Below are 18,319 nucleotides of genomic sequence, written 5' to 3' on the forward strand. Positions count from 1 at the left end.
GGTTCCGTTGAATCGTCCGCATAGCTGTAATCAAGCTTGAGGGCGGCGTAAACCTGATATAGACGCGCCGCCGCGTCGAAGCGAGGACTATTGCCAACGATTTGATCGGCAAGGCGGCTTGCCGGCAAGCGCAAATGTTATGCGTTAGCCAGCGCAGTGTGTTTCTTGGCGCTGCTCGGGGCAGGGCGCTTGCCGAAAGCGCGCAGGAAGGTGCGCACGCCATTCGTCGCCGATTGCACCACCTCGTCCTCGCGCGGCGTGCCGCCGAGCATGAAGGTGGTCTGCAGTTCGGCATTGACCAGGCCGAGGAACTGGCGTGCCGCCACGTCGGGGTCCGCGATCGACAGGTAACCGCCGTAGGCGAGGCGGGCAAAGCGCGCGGCGATTGCCGGCCATGTCCTGCCCGGTCCCTGTTCGTGCCATTCGGCAAACAGTTCGGGATAGCGCTCGCCTTCGGTCTGGATAAGCTTGCGCAGGAATTTTCCGTCGCGGTTGCAGATGCAGTTCTGGTTCAAGCGCACGGCAAAGCCGATCAGATCCGCCTCAAGATCGTTGGGCTGATCGGGGAAGGTGGCAATGGTGGCGAAGATGCCGGCATTGCAGCGTTCGGTCAGATCACGAACCACCGCGACGAACAGTTTCTCCTTGTCGCCGTGATGGTTGTAGATGGTCTGGCGCGAGACGCCGGCTTCGGCAGCGATCAGATCGATGTTGGCGCCGGCGAAACCTTCGCGGCAAAACACGGTGGCGGCGGAGTCGACGATCGACAGGCGCTTGGCCTCATGGCCACGTGGCGGGAAAATGTCAGGAGAAACGTGCAGCTTCATGAAAAACTATATAGAGGCGATTGACGATTTAGACAAGAGTGTCTAAATTTGTGGACACAAGATTAACAGATTTCACGATGGGACGAATAGAATTCGCTCGTGGAGTGTCGGAACCTCATGGGATGGAACGTCCTAGGGTTAGACGTCGCCCGGCGGCGGCAACCAGATTGAAAGAAACCTTTATCATGAGTCCCAAATTCCTCCGCATTGCGGTCGTGCTCGGCCTGTTGTCCGCCATCGGCCCGTTTGCCATCGACATGTATCTGCCGGCGCTGCCGTCGATCGGCGCCGATCTGCATGCCGGCACCGCTGCCGTGCAGATGAGCCTGTTGATCTTCTTCCTGTCGATGGGTTTTGGCCAGATCGTCGTCGGGCCGATCTCCGACATGGTCGGCCGCAAGCTGCCGCTTTATGGCGGCCTCGCGCTGTTCATGGTCGGCGGCATCGGTTCGGCAATGGCGCCGACCATCGAATGGCTCATCGCTTTCCGCTTCCTGCAAGGCCTTGGCGCCAGCGCCGGCATGGCCGTTCCGCGCGCCATCGTGCGCGATCTGCACACCGGCAATGAGGCCGCCAAGCTGATGTCCTTGCTGATGCTGGTGTTCTCGGTGTCGCCGATCCTGGCGCCGCTGACCGGCAGCGTGATCATCGAGAATTTCGGCTGGCGCGCCGTGTTCTGGACGGTGACGGGCGCTGCTCTGCTGGCCACAATCCTTTTGGCGACCTCGCTCAAGGAGACTCGGCCGGTGGAAGACCGCGCCGGATCCTCCTTCGGTACCGCGCTGTCGGCCTATCGCTTGCTGATGGGCGACCGGAACTTCCTCGGCCTGACGGCGATCGCCGGCTTCGGTATTGCGAGCTTCTTCGTCTATCTGTCGAGTTCGTCGTTCATCCTGATCGACCATTACGGCCTGTCGCCTTCGGTCTACAGCGTGTTCTTCTCGATCAATGCGGTCGCCTTCATCGGCATGTCGCAAATGACGGGACTGCTGGCCGAGCGCTTCGGGCTGCGGCGCGTGGTGCGCGTCGCGGTGACCGGCTATGCCACGACGATGGTAGTGCTGTTTGCGGTGATGGCGACCGGCATCGACCGGCTCGACGTGATGGCGGCACTGCTGTTCGTCGGCTACGGCTTCCTCGGCCTGGTCATTCCGACCACTTCGGTGCTGGCCATGGAAGAGCATGGCGAGATCGCCGGCACGGCTTCGGCGCTGATGGGCACGCTGCATTTCGCCATCGGCGCACTCGCCATGGGTGTTGCCGGCGTGTTCTTCGACGGCACGCCGCTGCCGATGGTGGCCGGCATAACGCTGTGCGCGGTGATCTCGTTCACGCTGGCCAAAGTCACGCTCGGCCGCTGGCGCGAAGCCGTCGAGGCGCCGGCGGAATAAGCGACCACAAACAAATGAAAAAGGCCGGGTTCACCCGGCCTTTTTCATGCCAATCCCGTCTCGGCCAACACAAAGCGCAGCCGCTCCTCGGCCGGCGCCAAAGGCAGCGGGACAAGTTCATAACCCAGTTCCGTGTAGACGCCGATCAGCGCATGACAGGTGCGCTCGGCCTCCTCAAGCGTCTGCTTGCGCTCCTCATCATGCGCGAAGATTTCCGGCCAGGGCGGAGCGACGATGACGCGCGGATTGTAGCGGAAGCGCTCGGCGGCGGAGCTGACATGCCGGGGCACCGGCAGGCCGCTCAGCCTGAGATAGCCAAGCGTGTCCGGCACGCCGCGGTCGAAAAAGACAGGGCGCCCGGTCTGTTCGCGCGCAGCCTGATACGAGCGCATCTCCCACGACAGCATCAGTTCGGCAAGCAGCGCCCGATCGCGCCAGGGCAAAGCAGTCCCGCCTATGTCGGACTGGTCGCGGATAATGCCACGCCCGGCTTCGAGCGAGGTGGCAAAGCCTGCCCGGCGCAGGGCTTCGATCAAAGTGGTCTTGCCGGAGCCGGGACCGCCGGTCAGCACGAAGAATCGATCGGAATCGTTTTGCATGTTTCGTCCCTAGAGAAGGGCACGCGGCGGGGCGCCTTCGCGGCCATTGGCCATCCGAAGGTCTGGCCAGCGGGAGTTGCCGTTGCGCGTGACGCATATCGAAGGAGGGGAGAAGTGGAGGTTTCTGTTGCCAGGTACCTCCGAACCCCGCCTAGAAGTGCGAACCTCTAGGGCTTGATTTGAAGCTATCGCACCGCTTACGCGGCGAGACGTGCTTCCGCATAGTTGTCATTTGCAACTACAGGTTTAGCCCGATGACGGTGGTACCATGCCGGGCAAAAGTACGATCTTTACACCTTCGTCGATCCTATTTCGCCCCCAGCAAAAACCGCTCTGTCGCCGACAGCGGCTTTTGGTGGAGGCGCCGGGTACCGCCCCCGGGTCCGAACGGCTTATTTCATCGCCCATTTATCGCCATAGTCGGTCAAGCCGACACACCGAATATAGGGGGCCATCGCAAGAAATGAAAGGCCGCAATGGCACTTTGTCCCCGTGTCAAAACCGCATCTCCTAAGGGTTGACTTGGGCGCGGTCTCAACCGAAGCTTTGCCACGGTGAGGAGTTACCGACCTAGCGCACAAGTTGCAGCAGCGCGCCACAGCCCTCATCGTTCGGATCCGTGGCGCCGACGAGGGGAATTTTGATGGCCGACTATCTTGCAGACGTGAAGAAATACGACGCTGGCGCCAGTGCGGATGCGGTCGAAAAGATCGTAAAGCACCTGGGCATCGCGCTCAGGAACCGTGATTCCTCGCTGGTATCCTGCACCGACCCAAAGGAACTCGGTCGTGTCAGGGACAACTGGGTCGCCAAGAAGCTCGGCATCGCCGATGCCGGCAAGGCCGACGCAGCCATCGAAAAGACCTGCAAGGCGATGGCGGCCGATAACACCAAGAGCCGGGTTACCTTCTACTACCTAGTTGCGAAGGACCTGGGCAAGCTCGGCTCCCTCTGACAAGCGCGCGTCAATTTGCAGGGCTGGCGCGGTCTAGGCGCCAGCCGGTGATGTTGTTGGGGACTGGCTGGCTTCGGGCAGGGCTCACGCTGCTTTGTGGTGTTCCATTGCCTGCCCGTCAGCTATGATTGCTGGACAACCGAATCGAGCCGGAACCGATGCGCCAGTATCTCGACCTCCTGCAGCATGTGCTGGACAACGGCGCTGATCGCGGCGACCGCACCGGCACGGGAACGCGCTCCGTCTTCGGCTACCAGATGCGTTTCGACCTGGCGCGCGGCTTTCCGGTCACCACCACCAAGAAGCTGCATCTCAAGTCGATCATCCATGAGCTTTTGTGGTTCCTGGCCGGCGACACCAACATCAAATACCTCACCGATAACGGCGTTTCGATCTGGGACGAATGGGCCGACGAGAACGGCGATCTCGGCCCGGTCTACGGCAAGCAGTGGCGTTCCTGGCCGGATGGCCATGGCGGCTCGATCGACCAGATCGCGAATCTTCTCAAGGGGATACGCAAAAATCCTCAATCGCGGCGGCTGATCGTTTCGGCGTGGAATCCGGCCGAGGTGGAAGCGATGGCGCTGCCGCCCTGCCACTGCCTGTTCCAGTTCTACGTTTCGGAAGGGCGGCTTTCATGCCAACTCTACCAGCGTTCGGCCGATATCTTCCTCGGCGTTCCGTTCAACATCGCTTCCTACGCACTGCTGACGCTGATGGTGGCGCAGGTCACCGGGCTGAAACCGGGCGATTTTGTCCACACGCTTGGTGACGCGCATCTCTACTCGAACCATTTCGAGCAGGCGCGCGAGCAATTGCGGCGTACGCCGAGGGCGCTGCCGACGATGTGGATCAATCCGGAGGTGAAGGACCTGTTCGCCTTTCGCTTCGAGGATTTCCGGCTGGAAAACTACATCGCCGATGCGTCGATCAAAGCGCCGATCGCTGTCTAAGGCATGTTGATATTCAGGTGATGCCGACCTGCAAAGGGCAGTCTCCTGCGCTTCCGGTGCTCACGTACGAAATGTACGCTCCGCTCCGGTTCTCGGAACCCACCGTTTTCGACTCGGCCTGACCTGAATCTCAACACACCTAGGCCCCAATAGCGGGTTTGCACGGTGGCTCCCTTGACGATCACGGTAGTCGTTCCCTTGGGGATGTTGCGGGCACTGATCTTCATCGGGGTTCCCTTTCCAGGGTCTCTCTGCTGATCTTACCGGAACTATCGGTGTCGCATAGACGCTTTCGTAGGGCGTCGGGCCTTCCCTTGTTATATTCATCCGGATATATCGGTTGGCAGGCTTCGAGCCGACCGGATTTCAAAGCAGGGAGAGTTTTCCATGACGGGCAAAGGTTTCGGGTTGAGGGCGATCGCCATGGGCGGTTTTGCTGCGACTTTGATGGCCGTCGTGCCGGCAGCACATGCGGAAGACAAAGTGGTGGTGTTTGCCGCGGCCAGCCTCAAGGACGCGCTCGACGCGGTGAACAAGGCCTGCGAGGCCGATGTCGGCGAGGCCGCGACCGTTTCCTACGCCGCAAGCTCGGCGCTGGCGAAGCAGATCGAGGGCGGGGCGCCGGCCGACATCTTCATCTCGGCCGACCTCGACTGGATGAAATATCTGTCCGACAAGAAGCTGATCAATCCCGACACAGAAGTGAAGCTGCTCGGCAACGAGATCGTGCTGGTGGCGCCGAAGGACTCGACTGTTGAGACCAAGATCGAGAGGGGCTTCGACCTCGCCAAGCTGATCGGCGACGGCAAGCTCGCCATGGGCGATTTCAAGGCGGTGCCGGCCGGCAGATACGGCAAGGCCGCACTCGAATCGCTTGGTGTCTGGTCCTCGGTCGAAGGCAAGGTGGCGCAGGCCGAGAATGTGCGCGCCGCGCTGAAGCTGGTTTCGACGGGCGAAGCAGCCCTTGGCCTCGTGTACGCCACCGACGCGCATGCCGAAAAGGGCGTCAAGGTGGTCGGCACCTTCCCGGAGGATTCGCATCCGCCGATCATCTATCCGGTTGCCCAGACCGCCGATTCGAAGGACAAGGATACGCCGGCTTTCCTGAAATGCCTGCAGTCGGCCGAGGCCGGCGCGCTGTTCAAGGATCAGGGTTTTACCGTGCTCGCGCCGAGCAACTGAGTTCCAAGGGGCTTCATCTCGCATATGAACTGGCTGCTGGACCTCACTCCCGACGAATGGAATGCGGTCCGGCTGTCCATCAAGGTGGCGACGGTGGCGATGCTCGCCAGCCTGCCGCCGGGCATATTGATCGCGCTGCTGCTTGCGCGAGGGCAATTCTGGGGCAAGACGCTGCTCAATGGGCTGGTGCATCTGCCGCTGATCCTGCCACCCGTGGTGACCGGCTATTTGCTGCTGCTGACCTTTGGCCGGCGCGGCCCGGCCGGCGCCTTCCTGGCCGAGCATTTCGGTATTGTTTTCTCCTTCCGCTGGACGGGTGCGGCACTCGCTTGCGGCATCATGGGCTTTCCCCTGATGGTGCGGGCGATCAGGCTGTCGATCGAGGCGGTGGACCGCAAGATGGAAGCGGCGGCGGGAACGCTCGGCGCCAATCCACTCTGGGTATTCGCCACCATCACGCTGCCGCTGATCCTGCCTGGGCTGATCGCCGGCGCCATCCTGGCCTTCGCCAAAGCGATGGGCGAGTTCGGCGCGACCATCACTTTCGTCTCCAACATTCCCAATGAGACGCAGACATTGCCGTCGGCGATCTACACCTTCACGCAGGTGCCGGGTGGCGATGAAGGCGCGCTTCGTCTGACGCTGATTTCCATCGTCATTTCGATGGCCGCACTGGTGGCTTCGGAAGTGCTGGCGCGGCGTGTCGGCCGGCGGATGGACATCGAATGAGCGTTCTCGTCGACATCAGCCACCGGCTGGGCGGTTTCGCCATCGACGCCCGCTTCGAGAGTGCCGGGCGGCTGACGGCGCTGTTCGGGCCGTCGGGGTCGGGCAAGACCACGCTGATCAACATGATCGCCGGGCTAATCCGGCCCGAAGAGGGACGCATCGAGGTCGACGGCCGCGTGCTGGTCGACACGGATGCCGGCATTTTCGTGCCGAAGCACAAGCGCCGTATCGGCATGGTGTTCCAGGATGCGCGTCTGTTTCCGCATATGAGCGTGGCCAGCAATCTGCGTTACGGCCTCTGGTTCACGCCGCCGGCGCAGCGCTATGCGGATATGGCTGCCGTCGTCGAGCTGCTCGGCATTGGCCCGCTGCTGGACCGGCGGCCGGCAAAGCTCTCGGGCGGCGAGAAGCAGCGCGTGGCGATCGGCCGGGCACTTCTGGCCAGCCCCAGACTGCTCCTCATGGACGAGCCGTTGGCCTCGCTCGACGAGGCGCGCAAGGCCGAAATCCTGCCCTATATCGAACGGCTGCGCGATGAGACGAAAATCCCGATCGTCTATGTCAGCCATTCCGTCGCCGAGGTGGCGCGGCTGGCCAGCGACGTGGTGATGCTGGCGCAAGGCAATATCATCGCCAGCGGACCGACCGAGGCCGTGATGCAAAGGCTCGACCTGTTGCCGGTGGAAGAGCGCGGCGAAGGCGGCGCTGTGCTGGACACCAGGGTGCTGCGTCATGACGAGACTTTCGGCATGACCGTGCTCGGCTCGGCGGCAGGCGAGATCCGCGTGCCGCGGCTGGCGGTGAAGGCGGGGGCGCCGGTGCGCGTTCGCATCCGTGCCCGCGATGTGATGATCGCCACCGAACATCCGGCAGGCCTCAGCGCGCTCAACATCCTGCCGGGAACCATTACCGCGATAAGCCCCGGTGAGGGTCCGGCGGTCGAGGTCGGTATCGACTGCAACGGCGCAACCGTGCTTGCCCGCATCACCGAACAGTCGCGGCAGACGCTGAAGCTCCATCTTGGCGGCAGGGTTTTCGCGGTGGTCAAGACAGTGAGCTTCGACAGGGCCAACACCGGCGTCGGGCTGCCCGCCGAGGCGGATGGATGATCACCGCTATGTCTTTTTGGAATAGCGGTTTCGCCAGGGAGCTTCTAGAATGGGATCGGGTGTGACCGCGGAGGAGCAAAAATGCCGTCGCTGAGCTTGCGGATAAATCTCGACCCCAACGGACGCATCGGACCCGGCAAGGTCGAACTCCTGGAACAGATTGCCGCCTTCGGCTCGATCTCGGCCGCGGCGCGCGGCATGGAGATGTCCTACAAGCACGCCTGGGACCTGGTCGAGGACATGAACCGGGTGTTCGGCAAGCCGCTGGTGGCGGCGCAGACCGGTGGCCGCAAGGGCGGCGGTGCGCAACTGACGGCCGTGGGGCTGGCAGTGGTCAGCCGCTTCCGCGCCATCGAGCGTGCGGCGGCCGCCGCGGCAGCGACGCATATGGAGGCACTGCAGGCGGAGATTGATGCTGGATAGGGAGTAGGGACTAGTCGTCTTCTCCTGACTTGCGCAGCAGATAGGTGTCCATGATCCAGCCCTTTCTTTTGCGGGCTTCTTCCCTCGTCTTCTCAATTTCTTCGCCGACATCGCCTAGGCGGCCGGAGAGGGTGATTTCGTCCTTGGTGCCGAGATAAGCGCCCCAGTGGATGATCAGATCCTTGTCGGCCAGCGTGTTGAAGGCGCATTTGCCGTCCAGCAGGACGACCGCGCTGCCGGCATTGTCCGGCATGCCTTCCTCGGTCAGGCGGCGGCCGGTGGTGATGAGGACGGAATCGCCAATGCGATTCAGCGCCATCTTGTGGCTGGCGGCAAGTGCCTGGACAGCGGTGATGCCAGGTATCACCTCAAGCTCGAACGCGACATTGCCTCGCAAGCGCACGCGCTCGAGGATGCGCAACGCGCTATCATAGAGCGAAGGATCGCCCCAGATCAGGAAGGCACCGCAGCCATCCTCTGCAATCTCGTCGCGGATCAGGCTCTCGTAGATCGCGGCGATGGCTTCATGCCAATCATCGACGGTCGAGCGATAGGAGGGGTCCGGCCCATTTTCTACTGGCAGGTCGCGCACGGGCACGTCGAATTCGACACGGCGTGACTTCGGATTGGTGACGAAGCGGTCGCAGATATGACGGCGCAGCTCGGCAAGGTCGTTCTTTTTCTCCCCCTTGTCGGGAATGAAAAGCACATCTGCCTGGTTCAGGCCTGATATGGCCTGAACGGTCATATGGTCGGCATTGCCGGCGCCGATGCCGATGACGAGAAGCTTGCGCATGGACGAACTCCTGCCCGATCGGAACCTGTTAGTCCAGACCGCGTGGTCCAGACCCGTTTGGTGCGCCCGCGAATGCGGAAGGGCTTTGAAACGCGACATTGAAACGGCTAGGGTCGTCAGGGCATTCTAGCCGAGGGGGCTTCCATGTTGCGAAATGTTGTGACCGCCGTGCTGGCCCTGTCGGCCGCGCCCGCCCTCGCCAATGATTCGGTTGCCGAACTTGGCACCGGCGGCCTGATCCTGTCGCGCAGCGACGCCGTGGCGATGCAAAGCGAGGACCTCTTCATCTCGCCGGAAAAGGTGACGGTCGACTACGTCTTCCACAACAACACAGACAAGGACGTCGACGCCATCGTCGCTTTCCCGATGCCCGATATCTCAGGCAATCCCGAAGAGATCCCGGCGATCCCTGAAAATCAGAGCGACAATTTTCTCGGTTTCGAGGTGACGATCGATGGCGCGCCGGCAAAGCCGCAGCTCGAGCAGAAGGTTTTGGCGCTCGGCATCGACGTCAGCGCCGAGCTGAAGGCGCAGAATGTGCCATTCTATCCATTCGGCGATGCGGCGCAGGCGGCCCTGGCGAAGCTGCCGCAGGCGGTTACCGATGACTGGGTCAATCGCGGCATCATCATCGAGGACAGCGGCAGCGACGGCACCGAGACGAACAAGGTCTACACGCCGTTCTGGCAATTGCGTTCGACCTATTGGTGGCGTTCGACCTTTCCGGCCAACAAGGACGTCCACGTGTCCCACCGCTACAAGCCGAGCGTCGGCGGCACGTCTTCGGTCAGCTTTTTCTACGACGACAAGTTCCAGGGGCAGTACGCCACCTACAAGACGCGCTACTGCATGGATGACACATTCGAGAACGCGGTCCGCAAGGCGGCCAAGGATGGTCCAGACGGCTATCCGCAGTACAACGAAAGCCGCATTGCCTATATCCTGACCACTGGCGGCAACTGGGCGGCAGGCACGATCGGCAAGTTCAAGCTGACGGTCGACAAGGGCAATCCGAGAGCCCTGGTCTCGTTCTGCGGCGACAATGTCAAAAAGGTCGGGCCGACGACATTCGAGATGACGGCGGATGATTTCTATCCCGAGCACGACATCGACATCCTGATCCTCGATCCAACGGACGACAACTGATGCACGTCGCAATCTACGTTGCCATTGCCGAGAACGGCGTGATCGGGCGAGACGGCGGGTTGCCCTGGCGGCTGTCCACCGATCTCAAGCGCTTCAAGGCCGACACGATGGGCAAGCCCATCATCATGGGCCGCAAGACCTATGAGGGCATCGGCCGGCCGCTGCCGGGCAGGCTGAACATCGTCGTCACCCGCGACAAGGCCTGGCGCGCCGAGGGCGTCGAGGTGGCGCATTCGCTCGAAGCCGCGATCCAGCTGGCAACGGTGCGCGGGCGCTGCATGGTCGGTGTGGACGAGGTCTGCGTCATCGGCGGCGGCGAAATCTATGCCCAGGCGCTGTTGCTGGCTGACCGGCTGCACGTCACCCATGTGCTGGCAGCGGTCGACGGCGATGCGCATTTCCCGCGGATCGATCCGGATTCCTGGCGCGTTGTCAGCTCGCAGGAGGTTCCAGCCGGGGAAAAGGACAGCCACGCGACGCGCTATTCGGTTTACGAGCGCGGCCGCGAGAGACATTGAATGATAAATGGGGCATTGAAGGAAGACAAAGGGTCGCGACCGGACCAAATCGGACGAAGTCGACAACGCATCGCGTTGAAAGCGCCTCGTGGCGTCCCTATAGAAGAACGATACTGGATTTTGCGCCGTAATACCGGCGCTTGAGGGAATTCCAAGCGAAAGGACATTCATGCCCTGGAACGATAAGAGCGGCGGTGGCGGCGGCCCATGGGGCGGCGGCGGCGGCAATCAGGGACCCTGGGGGCAGGGACCAAAGGGACCGAGCGGCCCACAAGGCTCGCCTCCCGATCTCGAAGACATTATCCGCCGCGGCCAGGACCGGCTGAGGCGCGCTCTGCCGGGTGGCGGTGGCGCAAGCCCGGCTATTTTCGCGCTGATCGCGGCGGCACTCGTGGTGCTGTGGGCGTTCAAGGCGGTTTACACCGTGCAGCCCGACGAGGTCGCGGTCGAACTGCGCTTCGGCAAGCCGAAGGCCGAACTGTCGCAGCCCGGCCTGCATTTCCATTGGTGGCCGCTCGAAACCGTCGAGACAGCCAAGATTTCCGAGCAGCTCGTCGATATCGGCGGCGGCGGCGCGACGAGTGGCAACACGTCCGGGCTGATGCTTACCGGCGACCAGAACATCGTCAACGTCCAGTTCTCGGTGGCCTATCAGGTCTCCGACCCGCGCGCGTATCTGTTCGACGTGTCCGATCCCGACGGCATGCTGCGGCAGGTTGCCGAAAGCGCCATGCGTGAAGCCGTCGGCCGCCGGCCGGCGCAGGACATCTTCCGCGACGACCGCCAGGGCATTGCCGCCTCGGTGCGTGAAATCATCCAGACGACGCTGGACGGCTACAAGGCCGGTCTCAACGTCAATGCCGTCTCGATCGAGGATGCGGCACCGCCACGCGAAGTGGCCGATGCGTTCGACGAGGTGCAGCGCGCCGAGCAGGACGAAGACAAGTTCGTCGAGCAGGCCAATCAGTACTCCAACCAGAAGCTCGGCCAGGCACGCGGCGAGGCCGCACAGATCCGCGAAGACGCGGCCGCCTACAAGAACCGGGTCGTGCAGGAAGCCGAAGGCGAGGCGCAGCGCTTCATCTCGGTCTATAACGAGTATGCCAAGGCGCCCGACGTGACACGCAAGCGCCTCTACCTCGAAACCATGGAGAAGGTTCTGAAGGATTCCACCAAGGTCATCGTCGAGCAAGGCAACGGGCAGGGTGTTGTGCCCTATCTGCCGCTGCCGGCATTGCAGCCGAAAGCGCCGCCACCAGCCGCTCCTGCTGGCGCTACGGGAGGTAACCAGTGATGGCCAACCGTCTCCCCATCATCGTCGTCGCAGCAGCGATCATCCTGTTCCTGCTCTATTCTTCGGTCTTCGTGGTCAATGCGCGCCAGCAGGCGCTGGTGCTCAGGTTCGGCGAGATCGTCGACGTCAAGAGCAAACCCGGCATCTACTTCAAGGCGCCGTTCTCGTTCTTTGACGCCGATACGGTGCAGCTGATCGAGAACCGGGTGCTGCGCTTCGACCTCGACAACATTCGCGTCCAGGTGTCGGGCGGCAAGTTCTATGAGGTAGACGCCTTCATCGCCTATCGCATCTCGGATCCGCGCGTCTTCCGCTCTGCCGTGTCCGGTCAGATCGAGCTGGCCGAAGCCCGGCTCAGGACGCGTCTCGACGCTGCCTTGCGCCGCGTCTACGGTCTGCGCGATTTCGAAGCCGCACTCTCCGAACAGCGCGCCGTGATGATGCGCGAAGTCCGCGATCAGCTCAGGCCCGACGCCACGTCGCTTGGCCTGCAGATCGAGGATGTCCGCATTCGCCGCACCGATCTCACTGCCGAGGTTTCGCAACAGACCTACGACCGCATGAAGGCGGAACGCCTGGCAGAGGCTGCGCGGCTGAGGGCGCGCGGCAATGAAGCGGCACAGCGCATCACGGCCCGCGCCGATCGCGAAGTGGTCGAGATCGTCGCCGAGGCGCAGAAAGAGTCGGAAATCCTGCGCGGCGAGGGCGAAGCCCAGCGCAGTGCCACCTTCGCGGGAGCGTATCAGCGCGATCCGGCCTTCTTCGACTTCTACCGGTCGATGAATGCCTATGGCACGGCGCTGGACAACACCGGGACGACGATGGTGCTGTCGCCGAACTCGGAGTTCTTCCGCTTCTTCCGCAATCCCGACGGCAGCGAGGCGCCGGCGAAGCCGGTTTCGCCGGCCCCAACCGCTCCGGCGCCGGCACCTGCCGCGCCGGCGACACAGCCAAGCACCGGCCAGTAGCTGCCGGTGCAGGATTTTCTCGCCGCCATGGGTCTTGTCCTTGTGATAGAAGGTCTTGTCTATGGCGGCTTTCCCGGCCTTGCCAGGAAGCTTGCCACCGAAGTGCTGTCGCTGCCCGAGAACGCGCTGCGGATTGCCGGGCTGGCGGCGATCGGCATCGGTGTCGGCATCGTCTGGCTGGTGCGAGGCGGATGACGGCGGCGAGCTACGATCCCGGGATACGAGCTTCGATCCTGGGATACGAGTTTCGATCCGGGATAATTGATGATTTATCCTCTGCCGATAGTCGTAGCCGCAAACGTGCCGTATTTTTTGCCAACATGGCGCGACGCGGCGTTTTCGTCGAAGCGCTTTTCTTTTCAAGAATACCGGGAGGCTTCTCGATGACATCCAATACTATTTTGCGCGCGGCACGGCGGACGTTCATCGCCGGCGCGGCGGCACTTCTTGTCAGCGCCGTCGCTGTCCCGTCCTTCGTGACGCCGGCATTTGCCGCGGATGGACCCGCTTCGGTCGCCGACCTGGCGGAAGGCCTGCTCGGCGCGGTGGTCAACATCTCGACCTCGCAGACGGTCAAGGGCACTGAAGGTCCGGGCGCGGTACCGATGCCGCAATTGCCCGAGGGGTCGCCCTTCCAGGATTTCTTCGACGATTTCTTCAAGAACCGCGGCGGCGACAAGGATAATAGCGGGCAGAAGGTGCAGTCGCTGGGCTCCGGCTTCGTCATCGATGCCGAGCAAGGCATCGTCGTCACCAACAACCATGTCATCGCCGACGCCGACGACATCGAGGTCAATTTCTCCGACGGCATCACCTTGAAGGCGACGCTGGTCGGCACCGACACCAAGACCGATGTCGCCGTGCTGAAGGTCGATCCGAAGGGCCACAAGCTGACAGCCGTGAAGTTCGGCGATTCCACCAAGATGCGCGTCGGCGACTGGGTGATGGCGATCGGCAATCCGTTCGGCCTCGGCGGCACGGTGACGGTCGGCATCGTCTCGGCCCGCAACCGAGACATCAATTCCGGCCCCTATGACGACTTCATCCAGACCGATGCCGCGATCAACCGCGGCAATTCCGGTGGACCGCTGTTCAACAGTGCGGGCGAGGTCATCGGTATCAACACAGCGATCATCTCGCCGTCCGGCGGCTCGATCGGCATCGGCTTCTCCATTCCCTCGCAGCTCGCCTCGGGCGTCGTCGACCAGTTGCGTCAGTTCGGCGAGACGCGGCGCGGCTGGCTCGGCGTGCGCATCCAGCCGGTGACCGACGACATCGCCGAGAGCCTCGGCATGGCGACCGCCAAGGGCGCGCTGGTTGCCGGCGTCATCAAGGGCGGTCCGGTCGACAATGGCACCATCCAGGCCGGCGACGTCATCATCAAGTTCGACGGCAAGGACATCCATGAAATGCGCGACCTGCCGCGCGTGGTCGCCGAAAGCCCGGTCGGCAAGGCGGTCGATGTGCTCATCGTGCGCAAAGGTGTCGAGCAAACCGTGAAAGTGACGCTTGGCCGGCTCGAGGATGGCGAGAAGCTCGCCAGCGGCGAGGACGGCAGCAACACCGACCAGGACAAGGGCGACAAGGCTCCAGCCGTTTCGACGGCTTCGGTGCTCGGCATGACCGTGGGCGAACTGAACGACGAGACGCGCAAGAAGTTCAGCATTGCCGCCGATGTTTCCGGCGTCGTCATCACCGACGTTACCAAGGACTCTGCCGCCGCCGAGCGCGGCATTCAGCCGGGCGAGGTTATCACTGAGATCGCACAGGAATCGGTTGCCACGCCCAAGGACGTCATGGACCGGATCGGCGCCTTGAAGGAACAGGGGCGCAAGAATGCGCTGCTGATGCTGGCATCGAAGACCGGCGAGCTCAGGTTCGTGACGATCCGGATGGACTGAGGTCCGGAAGATCCGGCAACACGACACTGACAGAAACAGGGCGGCTCTAAATCTTTGTTTTGACGCAATTCCGGACGGAAAACCGTTTCACACTTTTCCTGGAATTGCTCTAGCGAGCCGCCCTTTTTCTTGCCTGCCAGTCCTGACGCGACAGCCTGTAGAGGACATGCCGTTTGAGATGCGGATGGCTGTCGGGAATGCTGGGGTGGTCGAAATCGCCGGACGGATCTGCGGTCATGCCGAGGCGTTGCATGACGGCGGTGGAGCGGCGGTTGGCCACGACGGCGAATGACACGATTTCATCGAGGCCAAGCGTCTCGAAGCCGTAGGCCAGCCATGCTTCGGCTGCCTCGGTGACATAGCCCTTGCTCCAGAACTCAGGTGTCAGCCGCCAGCCGATCTCGACGGTGCCGGCCGGCAGCGATGGCACATGATCGGTGTCAAGGAGACCGATGAAGCCGATGCATTCACTGGTGGCGGTGATCTCGGCGGCGGCAAAACCGTATCCGTCCTCCGCGATCCAGGCCCGGAACTCGTCCATCTTGGCATCCGCCTCGGCGCGGTCGCGGCGGAACGGAAAGAACTCCATCACCTGTTCGTCGGAGTTGATGCGGTGGAACAGGTCGCGGTCGCGATCCTCCCAGTTGCGCAGGATCAGGCGCTCGGTACGCATTGTTTTCATTGCACAAACTCTTCCTGCCTGTAGCCCTGCACATAAAGCAATGCGGTCAGGTCGCCATGGTCGATGCGGATCTTTGCCTGTGCCGCGACCGTCGGTTTGGCGTGAAGCGCGATACCTGTGCCGGCCAGGCGGATCATGTCGAGATCATTGGCGCCGTCGCCGACGGCGATGGCGTCGGCGGGCGTCAGGCCGAGGCGCCGCGAAATTTCGATCAGTGCGTTGGCCTTGGCGGCGCGGCCGAGGATTGGCTCGCCGACCAGTCCGGTGAAGCGGCCGTTCTGTTCGAGCAGACTATTGGCGCGGTTCTCCTGGAAGCCGAGCATGGCCGCAATGCGCGTCGTGAAGACCTCGAATCCGCCGGACACGAGTGCCGTCCAGGCGCCGTTGGCGCGCATGGTCTGAACCAGAGCGCGGCCGCCCGAAGCTAGCGTCAGGCGCTTGGCGACGATGCGATCGACCACGGCGGCGTCGAGACCCTTGAGCAACGCCACCCTTTCGCGCAAGGCCGGTTCGAAGGCGATCTCGCCATTCATCGATCGCGCAGTAATCGTGGCAACCCGGTCCTTGACGCCGATCTCGTCGGCCAGCTCGTCGATGCATTCCTGGTCGATCATGGTCGAATCCATGTCGGCAATCAGGATTTTCTTGCGGCGGGTTTCGGCCGGCTGGACGATCACGTCGACCGCCTCGGTGGCGAGGGCCGTGCGCAAGGCGGCACTCGTATCGGCAGCGCCAGCTGCCTCAGGCAGGACGAGATCGCAGGCAATCCCTTCCGCCAGCCAGACAACAGCGCTTGCGCCGACCGACCGTGACGCCATATTCGCAAGCGACAGCGACAAAGCGCGCTCAGTGGGACGGGAAACAAGCGTGGCGACAAGCGGCATGGAACATTCCGGCGAACAGGCGGGCGAGGGCCGCGTGAAGAACGCGATCCTGATAGCCGGACCGACCGCCAGCGGCAAGTCGGCGCTGGCGCTCGATCTGGCCGAGCGCAAGGGTGGCGTGATCGTGAACACCGATTCCATGCAGGGCTATTCGGTGCTCGACGTGTTGACCGCCCGGCCGGTGGCGGCCGATCTCGCCCGCGCACCGCATTTCCTCTACGGCCATGTCCATCCGGCCACAGCCTATTCCACCGGCGCCTGGCTGCGCGACGTGATGAAGCTGATCGACGACGGCACGCTCTCCGGCCGGCCCGTAATTTTTGTCGGCGGCACCGGGCTCTACTTTCGCGCGTTGGCCGAGGGCATTTCAGAAATGCCAGACATTCCGCAGCGGGTCCGGGACCGCTGGCGTTACGAGTTGAAGGAGCAGGGCGCCGTCAAGCTGCACGGCCTGCTGCTGCGTGAGGATTCGGCGACCGCCATGACGCTGAAGCCAACCGACAGCCAGCGCATCGTGCGGGCATTGGAGGTGCTCGACGCGTCGGGCCGTTCGATCCGGGAATGGCAGGCAGAACGTGGGCAGCCGCTCATCGACAGGGAGACCGCGCGTTTCTTCGTGATCGAGCCGGACCGGACGGCGCTGGTCGGCCGCATCGAAAAACGCTTCGACCAGATGCTGGACAAGGGCGCCCTGGACGAGGTCAAGCGGCTATCGGCGCTTGGCCTCGATCCCGAATTGCCGGCGATGAAAGCGATCGGCGTTCGCGAACTGCATGCCGCGATGGCCGGAGAGATTGGTTTTCCCGAGGCGATCGAACGCGCCAAGATCGCGACCAGGCAATACTCCAAGCGGCAGACGACCTGGTTCAGGCATCAGCTGGGGTCGGAATGGCTGAGATTGCGCCCCGGTGATGATCTGGAAACCACGATCTGATCGCTTGTTTCCATTGCAACCTGAAAAGTTTACCTGCAAGGAAAGGTTCTCGTTGCGGTTGTCCAAGTTAACCCTCCGTAAGCCCGCCCATGCCATAAGGTCAGTGGGCACTTTTCCATTGGGGAGCAGATGCGTTTCCACAAGGCGGAATCAGCATTTTTCGTCTTTATCTTCGTGATCCTGGCCGCTGGCCTGGTGACGCTGCATGCCTATGGGCTTCTGCAATCCTTCGCCAACGAGCTGCATACGGCTTCGGGCCTGGACAAGGTCATCTATCTCAACAAGCTTTTGTTTGCGACCGGCGTGCTCCTGGCTACGGCGCTGTTCTTCGGCATTTTCTTCATCTATCCGCTGATCCGCAAACAGGCGACGGAAGAAGGCAAGCTGCGCGCCATGACGGTTTCGCTCAGCGCCCGCTCGGAAACGCTGGAGCATGCCGCCCTGACCGACGGCCTGACCGGCATGCAGAACCGGCGCTATTTCGATGATGCGCTGAAGGAGTATCTTGAGGAATTCAGGCGCATCGAAAAGCCCGTCGGGCTGATGATCCTCGACCTCGACCATTTCAAGCAGGTCAACGACACCCACGGCCATGACGTTGGCGACGAGGTGCTCAAGGCCGTCGCCAACTGTCTCAAGGACATGACACGCTACCACGACGTGGTGGCGCGATTGGGCGGCGAGGAGTTCGCCGTGGTCACGCCCAACATGGATGCCGAGCTTCTGGGCAAGTTTGCCGAACGCATCCGCAAGGCGATCGCCAACATGTCGGTGCTGTCAGGCAATGTCCGCCTCAAGATCACCACCAGCGTCGGGCTTGCCGTCTGGGACCGCAAGGAGACGGCGGAAGAGTTCTATCGCCGTGCCGATCGCCAGCTCTACGAGGCGAAGAGGCAAGGCCGCAACCGCGTCTGCGCCTAAAATCCCATCACTGAATTCGTGAGGCTGGCCGCTTGGCGCCGTTTTCTGCGCTTCCGGTGCTCACGGGACTTAATGTCCGCTCCGGCTCTCGAAAACGACACCATGCG

20 protein-coding genes and 1 other RNA gene are annotated in these 18,319 nt (G+C 62.6%); 15 read left to right on the top strand and 6 right to left on the bottom strand.

Annotated features, from left to right (window positions below; translation table 11 throughout):
• Window positions 1-137 precede the first annotated feature (137 nt).
• Window positions 138-827, bottom strand: a complete 690-nt coding sequence (locus ASD99_RS04925) for a TetR/AcrR family transcriptional regulator (protein ID WP_057142911.1) — start codon at window positions 825-827, stop codon at window positions 138-140.
• Window positions 828-1,012: 185 nt separating this feature from the next.
• On the opposite strand from ASD99_RS04925, the gene ASD99_RS04930 reads away from it, so the two are divergent.
• On the top strand, window positions 1,013-2,218 hold the full coding sequence (locus tag ASD99_RS04930) for a multidrug effflux MFS transporter (protein ID WP_057142912.1): 1,206 nt from the start codon (window positions 1,013-1,015) through the stop codon (window positions 2,216-2,218).
• A 44-nt stretch (window positions 2,219-2,262) separates the two neighbouring features.
• On the opposite strand, the gene ASD99_RS04935 is transcribed toward ASD99_RS04930, so the two are convergent.
• Complete coding sequence (locus ASD99_RS04935; protein ID WP_057142913.1) at window positions 2,263-2,817, bottom strand: AAA family ATPase; 555 nt, start codon at window positions 2,815-2,817, stop codon at window positions 2,263-2,265.
• A 113-nt stretch (window positions 2,818-2,930) separates the two neighbouring features.
• Window positions 2,931-3,290: a transfer-messenger RNA gene (gene ssrA / locus ASD99_RS31830) on the bottom strand.
• A 170-nt stretch (window positions 3,291-3,460) separates the two neighbouring features.
• Between ssrA and ASD99_RS04940 the strand changes: the two genes are divergently transcribed.
• From ASD99_RS04940 to ASD99_RS04965, 6 genes are all read left to right on the top strand, one after another.
• On the top strand, window positions 3,461-3,772 hold the full coding sequence (locus ASD99_RS04940; RefSeq protein ID WP_056583014.1) for a DUF2853 family protein: 312 nt from the start codon (window positions 3,461-3,463) through the stop codon (window positions 3,770-3,772).
• Window positions 3,773-3,930: 158 nt separating this feature from the next.
• Window positions 3,931-4,725 (top strand): thymidylate synthase, encoded by a 795-nt coding sequence (locus ASD99_RS04945; protein ID WP_057142988.1) that lies wholly within the window; start codon window positions 3,931-3,933, stop codon window positions 4,723-4,725.
• Window positions 4,726-5,112: 387 nt separating this feature from the next.
• The gene (modA, locus tag ASD99_RS04950; protein ID WP_056583018.1) at window positions 5,113-5,907 is read left to right on the top strand and encodes a molybdate ABC transporter substrate-binding protein; all 795 of its coding nucleotides are present in this window, start codon (window positions 5,113-5,115) and stop codon (window positions 5,905-5,907) included.
• A gap of 24 nt (window positions 5,908-5,931) precedes the next feature.
• Window positions 5,932-6,636 (top strand): molybdate ABC transporter permease subunit, encoded by a 705-nt coding sequence (modB, locus tag ASD99_RS04955; RefSeq protein WP_006335875.1) that lies wholly within the window; start codon window positions 5,932-5,934, stop codon window positions 6,634-6,636.
• On the top strand, window positions 6,633-7,745 hold the full coding sequence (gene modC, locus ASD99_RS04960) for a molybdenum ABC transporter ATP-binding protein (RefSeq protein WP_056583020.1): 1,113 nt from the start codon (window positions 6,633-6,635) through the stop codon (window positions 7,743-7,745). The genes modB and modC overlap by 4 nt, the downstream gene beginning before the upstream one ends.
• An 81-nt stretch (window positions 7,746-7,826) precedes the next feature.
• Window positions 7,827-8,168, top strand: coding sequence for a winged helix-turn-helix domain-containing protein (locus ASD99_RS04965; RefSeq protein ID WP_056583023.1), 342 nt, complete (start codon window positions 7,827-7,829; stop codon window positions 8,166-8,168).
• Window positions 8,169-8,178: 10 nt separating this feature from the next.
• Here ASD99_RS04965 and cobF read toward each other — a convergent pair whose 3' ends face one another.
• Window positions 8,179-8,964 (bottom strand): precorrin-6A synthase (deacetylating), encoded by a 786-nt coding sequence (gene cobF / locus ASD99_RS04970; RefSeq protein ID WP_057142914.1) that lies wholly within the window; start codon window positions 8,962-8,964, stop codon window positions 8,179-8,181.
• Between the two features lie 144 nt (window positions 8,965-9,108).
• Between cobF and ASD99_RS04975 the strand changes: the two genes are divergently transcribed.
• From ASD99_RS04975 to ASD99_RS05000, 6 genes are all read left to right on the top strand, one after another.
• Window positions 9,109-10,110, top strand: coding sequence for a DUF4424 domain-containing protein (locus ASD99_RS04975; protein WP_057142915.1), 1,002 nt, complete (start codon window positions 9,109-9,111; stop codon window positions 10,108-10,110).
• Entirely contained in the window at window positions 10,110-10,628 is a 519-nt protein-coding gene (locus ASD99_RS04980) for a dihydrofolate reductase (protein WP_057142916.1), read from the top strand. Before ASD99_RS04975 ends, ASD99_RS04980 begins: the two co-directional genes overlap by 1 nt.
• 169 nt (window positions 10,629-10,797) lie before the next feature.
• A complete protein-coding gene (gene hflK, locus ASD99_RS04985) occupies window positions 10,798-11,922 on the top strand; it encodes an FtsH protease activity modulator HflK (protein ID WP_056583029.1) in 1,125 nt (374 codons plus the stop codon).
• Complete coding sequence (gene hflC / locus ASD99_RS04990; protein ID WP_056583030.1) at window positions 11,922-12,890, top strand: protease modulator HflC; 969 nt, start codon at window positions 11,922-11,924, stop codon at window positions 12,888-12,890. The genes hflK and hflC overlap by 1 nt, the downstream gene beginning before the upstream one ends.
• A gap of 6 nt (window positions 12,891-12,896) precedes the next feature.
• A complete protein-coding gene (locus ASD99_RS04995; protein WP_056583032.1) occupies window positions 12,897-13,085 on the top strand; it encodes a DUF2065 domain-containing protein in 189 nt (62 codons plus the stop codon).
• A 188-nt stretch (window positions 13,086-13,273) separates the two neighbouring features.
• Entirely contained in the window at window positions 13,274-14,791 is a 1,518-nt protein-coding gene (locus ASD99_RS05000; protein ID WP_056583105.1) for a DegQ family serine endoprotease, read from the top strand.
• Window positions 14,792-14,900: 109 nt separating this feature from the next.
• Here the strand turns inward: ASD99_RS05000 and ASD99_RS05005 are convergent, their stop codons facing one another.
• Together ASD99_RS05005 and serB are read right to left on the bottom strand one after the other, a co-directional pair.
• On the bottom strand, window positions 14,901-15,473 hold the full coding sequence (locus tag ASD99_RS05005; RefSeq protein ID WP_057142917.1) for a GNAT family N-acetyltransferase: 573 nt from the start codon (window positions 15,471-15,473) through the stop codon (window positions 14,901-14,903).
• A complete protein-coding gene (gene serB, locus ASD99_RS05010; RefSeq protein ID WP_082525277.1) occupies window positions 15,470-16,357 on the bottom strand; it encodes a phosphoserine phosphatase SerB in 888 nt (295 codons plus the stop codon). Before serB ends, ASD99_RS05005 begins: the two co-directional genes overlap by 4 nt.
• Between serB and miaA the strand changes: the two genes are divergently transcribed.
• Both miaA and ASD99_RS05020 read left to right on the top strand, forming a co-directional pair.
• Complete coding sequence (miaA, locus tag ASD99_RS05015) at window positions 16,356-17,291, top strand: tRNA (adenosine(37)-N6)-dimethylallyltransferase MiaA (RefSeq protein ID WP_057142918.1); 936 nt, start codon at window positions 16,356-16,358, stop codon at window positions 17,289-17,291. The two genes, serB and miaA, sit on opposite strands and share 2 nt — an antisense overlap.
• A gap of 129 nt (window positions 17,292-17,420) precedes the next feature.
• Entirely contained in the window at window positions 17,421-18,212 is a 792-nt protein-coding gene (locus ASD99_RS05020) for a GGDEF domain-containing protein (RefSeq protein WP_056583040.1), read from the top strand.
• Window positions 18,213-18,319: the final 107 nt, after the last annotated feature.

This window comes from Mesorhizobium sp. Root695 (assembly GCF_001428185.1).
GTDB lineage: Bacteria > Pseudomonadota > Alphaproteobacteria > Rhizobiales > Rhizobiaceae > Mesorhizobium.